General features: G+C 67.8%; 8 protein-coding genes. 1 reads left to right on the top strand and 7 read right to left on the bottom strand.

Annotated features, from left to right (window positions below):
- Nucleotides 1–280 precede the first annotated feature (280 nt).
- Nucleotides 281–451 (top strand): hypothetical protein, encoded by a 171-nt coding sequence (locus CORTU0001_RS11740; protein WP_154762578.1) that lies wholly within the window; start codon nucleotides 281–283, stop codon nucleotides 449–451.
- Nucleotides 452–645: 194 nt separating this feature from the next.
- Here the strand turns inward: CORTU0001_RS11740 and CORTU0001_RS09235 are convergent, their stop codons facing one another.
- The 7 genes from CORTU0001_RS09235 to CORTU0001_RS09265 form a co-directional block, all read right to left on the bottom strand.
- On the bottom strand, nucleotides 646–2379 hold the full coding sequence (locus CORTU0001_RS09235) for an ABC transporter ATP-binding protein (protein WP_005329286.1): 1734 nt from the start codon (nucleotides 2377–2379) through the stop codon (nucleotides 646–648).
- Complete coding sequence (locus tag CORTU0001_RS09240) at nucleotides 2376–4154, bottom strand: ABC transporter ATP-binding protein (RefSeq protein WP_034668633.1); 1779 nt, start codon at nucleotides 4152–4154, stop codon at nucleotides 2376–2378. The genes CORTU0001_RS09235 and CORTU0001_RS09240 overlap by 4 nt, the downstream gene beginning before the upstream one ends.
- The gene (locus CORTU0001_RS09245) at nucleotides 4151–4834 is read right to left on the bottom strand and encodes a class I SAM-dependent methyltransferase (protein WP_034668635.1); all 684 of its coding nucleotides are present in this window, start codon (nucleotides 4832–4834) and stop codon (nucleotides 4151–4153) included. Before CORTU0001_RS09245 ends, CORTU0001_RS09240 begins: the two co-directional genes overlap by 4 nt.
- A 73-nt stretch (nucleotides 4835–4907) precedes the next feature.
- A complete protein-coding gene (locus CORTU0001_RS09250) occupies nucleotides 4908–5645 on the bottom strand; it encodes an ABC transporter permease (RefSeq protein WP_005325972.1) in 738 nt (245 codons plus the stop codon).
- Nucleotides 5642–6394 carry an ABC transporter permease gene (locus CORTU0001_RS09255; RefSeq protein ID WP_005325973.1) on the bottom strand — a complete coding sequence of 251 codons (753 nt, stop codon included), beginning with the start codon at nucleotides 6392–6394 and terminating at the stop codon, nucleotides 5642–5644. Before CORTU0001_RS09255 ends, CORTU0001_RS09250 begins: the two co-directional genes overlap by 4 nt.
- On the bottom strand, nucleotides 6391–7434 hold the full coding sequence (locus tag CORTU0001_RS09260) for an ABC transporter ATP-binding protein (RefSeq protein WP_005329296.1): 1044 nt from the start codon (nucleotides 7432–7434) through the stop codon (nucleotides 6391–6393). Before CORTU0001_RS09260 ends, CORTU0001_RS09255 begins: the two co-directional genes overlap by 4 nt.
- Nucleotides 7431–8024, bottom strand: a complete 594-nt coding sequence (locus CORTU0001_RS09265; RefSeq protein ID WP_005329298.1) for a hypothetical protein — start codon at nucleotides 8022–8024, stop codon at nucleotides 7431–7433. The genes CORTU0001_RS09260 and CORTU0001_RS09265 overlap by 4 nt, the downstream gene beginning before the upstream one ends.
- Nucleotides 8025–8309 lie beyond the last annotated feature (285 nt).

Genomic DNA, 8309 nt, shown 5'->3' on the forward strand with positions numbered 1-8309 from the left:
GACGAGGTGACGAGAATCCCCTCGTCGCTGTCGGACGGCGGTTTCCCGACCGGTGGCCCGGCCACCGGCAAACCTCACCCGCGGCCGCCCGGGCCCTGTCCATGGCCAAGCCCGGTCTGGTGCCCCCGGCGCCAACGACTTCCGGTGCCGCCCCGGGACGGTGAATTGCCCGTCATCCTCATTCCCGGGACCGGGTCGTCGAACAGCTCATCGGTACCGGGCCTCGAACCACGGGCCCCGGGCGCACAGCGCAGCCGATCGCTTTGACGTCCACCCCGAGATGCGCCACGGATACTCCCGAAACGCCGGCAAAACGAACGCGCTTGCCTGGGAACAGCAGATCTCCGGTTCCATGCTGCTGAATGAGCTGACCATCGGCGACATCACTCGACCGGGCGTTCGGTACACCTTCCTGGGCACGCGGCACGACAATGCCGTGCTCCCCCACTAAAACTCCTTCGTGCGGGAACCCGGCGTCACCAACATCACCGTCCAAGACGTGTGCCCCGCCCACCGCACCGAGCACTACGGCTTCAATTACGACCCTGTCGCCCAGGGCATCGTCGAGGACCCGCTGACCGGGATGGCGTGGCGGGACCACTGCACCGGTACCGGACCGGAGCGATAGTCCTCGACGGACGAGGATCAGGCGCCCGGGGAGCCTCCCGTCCGGCACGTCCACGACTCGGCGTAGCGGCCGCCCTTCGCCAGCAATTCATCGTGCGTGCCCCGTTCTGCGACCGTCCCGTCCTCCGAAAGCACGACGATGAGGTCGGCATCGCGGACGGTGTGCAGGCGATGGGCGACGACGATCACGGTGTGATCGCCGCGCAACGCTTCCATCGTGCCGACAATCGCCCGCTCAGTGGCCGCATCCAGCGAGGACGTCGGCTCGTCGAAAAGCACCACCGGGGAATCCTTCAGAAGCGCCCGGGCGATGGCGACGCGCTGCCGCTCGCCTCCCGACAGCAGCGTCCCCTCTTCCCCCACCGGGTTATCCCACCCGGAAGGCAGCAGCTCCACGATGCGGTCCACCCCGGATCGCCGGGCGGCCTCGCGCAAGCGGTCTCCGTCGCCGGGCCTGGAACCGAATCCGGGGTCGGCGAAGACCACGTTGTCCCGCACGGACGCGTCGAAGAGGAACGTCTCCTGGAACACCGGGGTCACCAGCGAGTTCACGCCGTCGGTGCCGATCCGAGGCAAGGGCACCCCGCCAATGAGGATCTCCCCCGAGTCTGGATCATGAAACCGCGACAGCAGCCGCATGACCGTCGTCTTGCCCGCCCCCGAAGGTCCCACTATGGCGACCAGCACTCCCTGAGGTGCACGGAAGCTGACGCCGTCGAGGACCTTCTTCTCCCCGTACCCGAAGCTCACGCCGCGGAACTCCACGTCATGCCCGTCGGGCAGCTCCGGTGCGGCCGGTTCGGGAAGGGCGGGGATCGCCCGCAGGTCACGCAGCGCAGCCAACGTATTGCGGCCCGCGCCGAAACCGCCGGACAACGCTCCCGCCGTGGTGATCGGTCCGGTGAACTGGACGACCACAATGAGCATCGACGCCAAATGCGCCGGTGACATCCCGCCCGTCGCGGCGACCGCCACGGCGACGACCACCGCCGCCGTGAACACCGCATGGACGACCGAGCCCAACCGTCCGATGGCCGCGCCTTGCGTCGACGTCGCCTTCGCGAACGCATCGTGTTGGGCCTGGATCGCCTCATCCACCATCGCGTCCGCCGCCGAACCGTCGCCCGCGGCGCGAATCACCTGCTGGCCGCGGGTGAACTCGATCAGCCTGCCGGAGACGGCAGCGACGGCGTCAGCATGCGCTTCGTCCGACTCCCCGCCGACTCGGCCAATGGCCCGGTAGGCGAAGAAGAGCACCGGCGCCGACGCGACGAGAACCAACCCGACGCGCCAATCCACCGCCAGAATTCCGAGAGCGATGACGGTCGGCGCAACCACAGCAGCGATGACGGGCCGCAGGATCACGTGCGGCACGGACGCCGCGAACGCCATGCCCGAAGACGCCATCTCCGAAAAGCGGCCGGCCGTGGACTTGGTGACGTACCCGAGTGGCAACGTCAGCACGCGTTCGCCCAGGGAACGCAGCAGGGACGACAGCACCGCTGCGGAATTCGCCCTGCCGACCGTCCCCGCGGCGAGGGACAGCACCGCATGGGCGGCCGCGAGGCCGGCGATAACGCCGGTGAAACGCCACGCCGTCGCATCATCTCCCACGGCCAGAGCCGACAGCAGCGGCAGCAGCGCGACGAACGCCGCTCCCTGTGCCAGCGCGGCAAGCGCGGCCAACGCAATGAGCCACGCCAGCGTCATCTTCGAGCGCCGATCCGTCATCGACCACAAGTCCCGGATCATCGGTTCCCTGCCTTTTCATCGTCTGCTTCAGTGCCCCGCGGGGCGGATGGTTCGTCGTCGAGCGCGAACGCGCGCCACAGATCCCGGTAGCGGCCACCGCGCGCAAGCAACTCGTCGTGGGTGCCCGCCTCCGCGACCGCTCCCCCATCGAGAACGAGGATGCGGTCGGCGTTGCGGATCGTGCTCAATCTGTGCGCAATCACGATCACCGTCCGCGAACGAGCCAAACGCTCAATTGCGGACTGAATGAGGGCCTCGGAAGCCGGATCCGCGTAAGCGGTTGCCTCGTCGAAGATGAGCACCGGCGCGTCCGTGACAATCGACCTCGCGATGGCCACGCGCTGCGCCTCACCACCGGAAAAGGTCACGTCGACGTTGACCACCGAATCCAGGCCCTTCGGCAGCGCCGCGATGACCGTATCGAGGTTCGCGAGCTTCGCGGCCGCCATGATTTCGCCGTCGGTGGCGTCTCTCCTGGCCAGCCGGATGTTCTCCCGCAAGGGCAGCGTGAGCAACTGCGGATCCTGGAACACCACCGACACCGAACGGTGCACGTCGCGCACGGCGATGTCGCGAAGATCGTCGCCGCCCAGCAGCACCGAGCCTTCGACAGGGTCGTGGAAACGCGCCAACAGCCGGGCGACGGTGGACTTTCCGGAACCGGAGGACCCCACCAGCGCCGTGAGGGTCCCCGGTTCGAACGTCGCGGACATCCCGTCGAGGACCCGCGGCCCATCCCCGTAGGAGAAGACCAGGTTCCGAACCTCGAGCGCGCCTCCGTGCACGGGCACCGGCTCGGCGGACTCGGTGATCGGCGGCGTGCCCAGCACCTCCGCGATGGACTTCAGGGCGGCGATCCCCGCGATGATGGGTTCGGAGTTCATAGCCACCCTCACGATCGCCGCGGAGAGTCCAAGGCCGAGAACCAGCCCGGCGACGAGACCCTCCGGTTTGCCGCCCGCGGTGTCCCTCAAAGCGAGGCCAGCGCCGCACACCACTGCGAGGACCGTGATCGGGGACGTCACCACGTCGATGAGCCCGAGATAGATGTTCGACTGCCGGGACCAGGCGGACCACGCGCGGACGAACGACGACGCCGCGGCATCGTAGCGGCCCGCGCCCTGGCTGGCGCGTCCGAAGGACTTCATCACCGGGATGCCGCGCACCAACTCGATGACCGCAGCCGTCACTTTTTCAGAGGCTCGCTCGTAGTCGCGCTGAAGACCGGCTCCGCGCGAAATCATCACGCCCATCAGGGCGAAGGTGACCAGCACCGGGACGACCGCCACCGCCGCGATCCGCCAATCGACCGCGACGAGCGCGATGAGGGAAAGCAGGGGAACCAGCACCGCCACCACGGTCTCGCCGACGGTGTGACCCATGAGCTGGTGGACGGCCGCGACGTCCTTCTCAACCGACCCGATGATCCCCGACGAGCGCCGGGCGTCCAGCCAACCCAGCGGCAGCTTCCGGATATGGGCAACCAACCGGCGCCGGAGGTAGAGCTGCAGGTCGTTATCCGCCCGGTGCGAGAGCATGCCGGCGGCGCCGTCCGCAGCCATTCGCACCGTCGCGGCGACGACGATGACAACCACGGCCAACCACGTCCGATGCACCGGGGCCTCCGGGTACGTCATCGCGATGTCGATGATGCCGACCAGCGAAGCGACGGTAGCCACCGACGACAGGACGGACAACGCGACCACCGCACGCATCCGGGTCCGGATCGGGGCGAGCAGCGACCACGGGCCGACGGTCCCGTCCACGGCGCTCACTTCCCCGCCTCCCCGATCGCGCTTTTCTTCGCGAGAGTGCAGAAATACACCATGCCGGCGCGTGAGGCTCCGTCCAGCTTCAGCCCGTTGGCTTCGGCGAGGTCCTCGAGCTCGCTGCCCCGGAACACCCGGTGGCCCATCTTCGCCATGACGGCCATGTCGACCCGCTCGTTCACGTCGGGATCCTCGACGAACGTCTGCACGTAAGCGATGCCGCCGTCGGCGAGCAGCCCGGAGACCCTGCCGAGCGCGGCTCCCGCATCCTTCATTTGGTGGAGCGCGCCACACACCCAGATTTCACAGGCCCCGCCGGGCTCTCCCGCGAGCGGCGTGAGGATGTCGGCAACGTGGAATTCCGTCCGGGCCCCGAGCCCGTCGGCGGCGGCGCGTTCGCGGGCGATGCGGATCGCATTGGGCGACAGGTCGTAGCCGACGATGTTCGCCCTGCGATAGCGAGACTCAGCGGCGAGCGTGCGGGCGAGCCACCCGGTTCCGCAACCGAGATCGAGGACCCGGGCCGGCGCATCCGGCCCGGGATCCAGCGCACGGAGCTTCCGGTACACGGCGGCGGCGTCCATCGGTTCGCGCGCATAGCGGCTTAGGAACCTCGGCTGGACCTTGTCCTCGTAGGCCGCGAGGAGCCTGCGGTTGTTCTGGACGATCTGGGCGATCGACTTCATCTGGTTCTGTCTCCGGGTGTGTGGGCCGCGTCCACGCGGCGGTTTCGGGTTAGATGCTCGGATTCGCGGGCCGTCATGCAGACTCCCCCGGCCTCGTTTTCACGGCGATGCCCCACGCCGCGAGCACGGCGATACCAAAGAACCAGGCCGCGCAGACCACCAGACCCGCAGCCCCGGTACCGTTGACGGCCTCGCCGGCCGCGGATACGGGGGTGTGCCCGGCGATTCCGCGCAGGAGGGGACGGAAGTGGTCGGCGGGCATGAGCACCGTGTTGACGAACATCGCAACGATTATCAACGGGATAAGGGCCACGGATCCCTGGGGGCTGGTGATGGAGAACGCGATGTACGTGCCGGTGCATGCGGCCGCCGCGGCAACCATCGCGCCGGTCACCGTGATCCTCCACCACCAGGACACCTCCAGGGGGCCGTCGGAAAGCAAGGCGGCCACCGCCGCGACGACGATCGTCATCGCCATGATCCGGATGAACTCGGCGATTATCCGTGCGGTCGGCACGGCCGCGTACGGTGCCGGCATTGTGATCAACCGCTCGTGGAGGCCATTGCTGCGTTCAACGAACACGGTGGACGATCCCGTGATGGCCAAGATGAACGCCCACGCCGTTACGACAAGGATGACCGCGTTCCGGAGTTCGAACTCTCCGGTGAGCTGCCTGACCAGGCTACCGAACATGCGGTTGACGATGAACAGGTACACGAGCGGAGCAATGAACGTCATGAACCAGAAGTCAGGGCGCCGCAGCCAAGTGTGGACGATGCGCCGCAGATGCACGAAAATGGCGTCGATCATGATTCGCTCCTCGAGGTGAACAGGCGGATGAACAGGACGATTCCGACGACCGTCGCGACACCGAGCCACAGGGCGGCCTCTTCCCCGGCGTGATTCGGGAAGGCGCCCGGGGACGCCGCCCTGATCACCTCGATCACCGGCGAAAAAGGCATGTGGCGCACGATGTCGCGCAGGGAGCCGTCCACAGCGGTCGTCGGAATGAACGCGGTGGAGAACATGAGCAGCAGCATTTCCAGCGCCTGGATCGATGAGGCCGTCGACACCGGAGCGGGCACCATCAGGATCACCCCGTCCGTGACCAGGGACAGGACCGCGGCAGCGAGCAGTGACCACAGGACTGTCCACGCGACGTCACCGAGAGCCATGTCGAGGCCACAGGCCCACGCGACGATCAGCAGCGCCGCGATCGACGCGGACATCCGCAGCACATCGGTGGCGAGCCTGCCGGCGACATAGCCGCCCGTGGCCCCGGGCAACACGCGCACACGGTCGACGAGCCCGGATTCGACGTCCTGTCCCACCGCCATCGCCGACGCCGCGGCGGTGAACATCGCCGCCTGGAACAGGCAGCCGCCGAGCACGAAACGCAGGTACCCGAAGCCGGATTGCCCTGCTGAGTACCCAAACACCGCGTACAGGCACAGCAGGAAGAGGGGAGGAACGACGAACATGGAGATCAGCGACGCGGTGTTGCGTCGCAACAGCAGCAGATCCCGACGGAGGAACGCCGCGACCGACGTCGCACTCATCGCGCCGCACCCCCCGCGTTCATCGATATGAACACCTCGTTAAGGGTGGGCGGCGACACGCTCAGCGAATCCGGCAACGCTTCCGAGGCCTCCATCGCCCGCGCCACCGCCTCGAGGACCTGCGGTCCGGGGTCGACGTCGAGGGACACCAACTTCCCCGCGACGCGGGCGCGGTCCAGACACGTTCCCCTTAGGCAGCGGGCGAATGCCTCCGCCCCGGCGGCGGTGGCGAAGGACACGCGGAGCACGTGCGACCCGAAGTCGCGACGCAATTCCTCCGGCGTTCCGCTGGCGACGATGCGGCGGTCCTTGAGCAGATGGACGTGGTCTGCCAGCGCCTCCGCCTCTTCCAGGTACTGGGTGGTCAGCACCAGGGTCATTCCGTCGTCCCGCAGTTGCCGGATGAAGCCCCACAACTCTTCGCGGCTGACCGGGTCCAGCCCCGTCGTGGGTTCGTCGAGGAACAGCAACCTGGGCACGACGCACAGCGACGCGGCGATGTCGAGGCGGCGCCGCATGCCACCCGAATAGGCCGACGCCAACGTCGAGGCACTGTCCGCGAGCGAGAATTGCGCGAGCAGTTCCGTCGCGCGGGCGGCCGCGTCGGCGCGGTCGAGTCCGCGCAGACGCCCGAAGAACTCCAGGTTCTCCCGGCCGGTGAGGTTCTCGTCGATCGCCGCGAATTGGCCGGTGGTGGCAATGTCGGCGCGCACGCCCGCCGGATCCTCTTTCACATCGCGCGAGAAGATGCTCACCTCGCCGGAGTCTGCGGTGATGAGCGTCGACAGGATTCGGATGAGGGTGGTCTTGCCTGCGCCGTTGTGGCCGAGGAACGACACGATCGACCCGGCGGGCACGGTGAAACTCACGCCGTCGAGCACATGCTTGCGCATCCGGGCGCCGCGCTTTCCCTTGCGCCCGCCGTCCGGCGGGGCACCTGCCCCGCCTTCGGGCGCGGTGCCTGCTTTGCCCGCAATCGGGTAGCTCTTCGTGAGGTCGCGGACGACGATCGCCGCACCCCGTTCAGCTTGATCCGTCATCGTTTCCCCTTTTCTTCGGTGTCGCAGTGGGCCACTGCCGGCAGCGGCCCCGTGGTCAGATCGTCATGCGGCGTTTCGATATGGATGCCCGCATCGCGGGCGAAGGCGAGGACCGGTTCGAGGAGCCGGGGGTGGCCGACGAGATCCCGGCAACCCGGCACGACCGGCTTCCCCGCGACCGCCAAAACGGTGGCGGAGGCAATGGCCGCGGTCATTTTGTAGGAACCCGGGCCGGTCGCCCGGACGACGGTTGTCTCAGCCGCCGACCCCGCATCGCCCGCGCCGGCGGAGGACAGTGCGACGACCAGCTCGGCGGGTTGCGGAGTGCCCTTCGCCCGCGCCTTCCGCGACGTCACGGCCGCCCCGAGACGGGCGAGCAGACCGGAGACGACGGGCATCGCGTACAGTCTCGACGTGCGGATCTTCTCCACCGACTCATCGGGGAGAGCATCGAAGGCGACGTGGTAGGAATATCCGAGGATCGAGGGGCACACCTCGCGTACGACGTCGATGTCCGGGCATTCGTAGCCGATTCCGCTTTGCGACGACACCGGGTTGCGCCGCACTTCGACGATGGCGCCGCCGAGCATATCGCGGGTGGATGGTCGGCCACCCGCTGCGACCGGTGCGACGTGTACCAACCGCCCATCGTCCGTCTGCGATGCCACGGCGTCGCCGTCGCCCGTCCCGTCTGGGCCCGCGTCCCCGACTCCCCCTCCGGAGAGGGGTTCTCTGGTCGATCCACGTTTTCTGTTCATCGTCGCCGCCTCGCTTCCGTTGCCGATTCCCGATCGGGAACATAACTTGAAACAGTATTAGGTTAGGCAATCCTTATCTACTTATGCCAGACTCGAATTATTGACTTTGCCCCCGCT

The sequence above is a fragment of the Corynebacterium tuberculostearicum SK141 genome (assembly GCF_000175635.1).
GTDB lineage: Bacteria > Actinomycetota > Actinomycetes > Mycobacteriales > Mycobacteriaceae > Corynebacterium > Corynebacterium tuberculostearicum_C.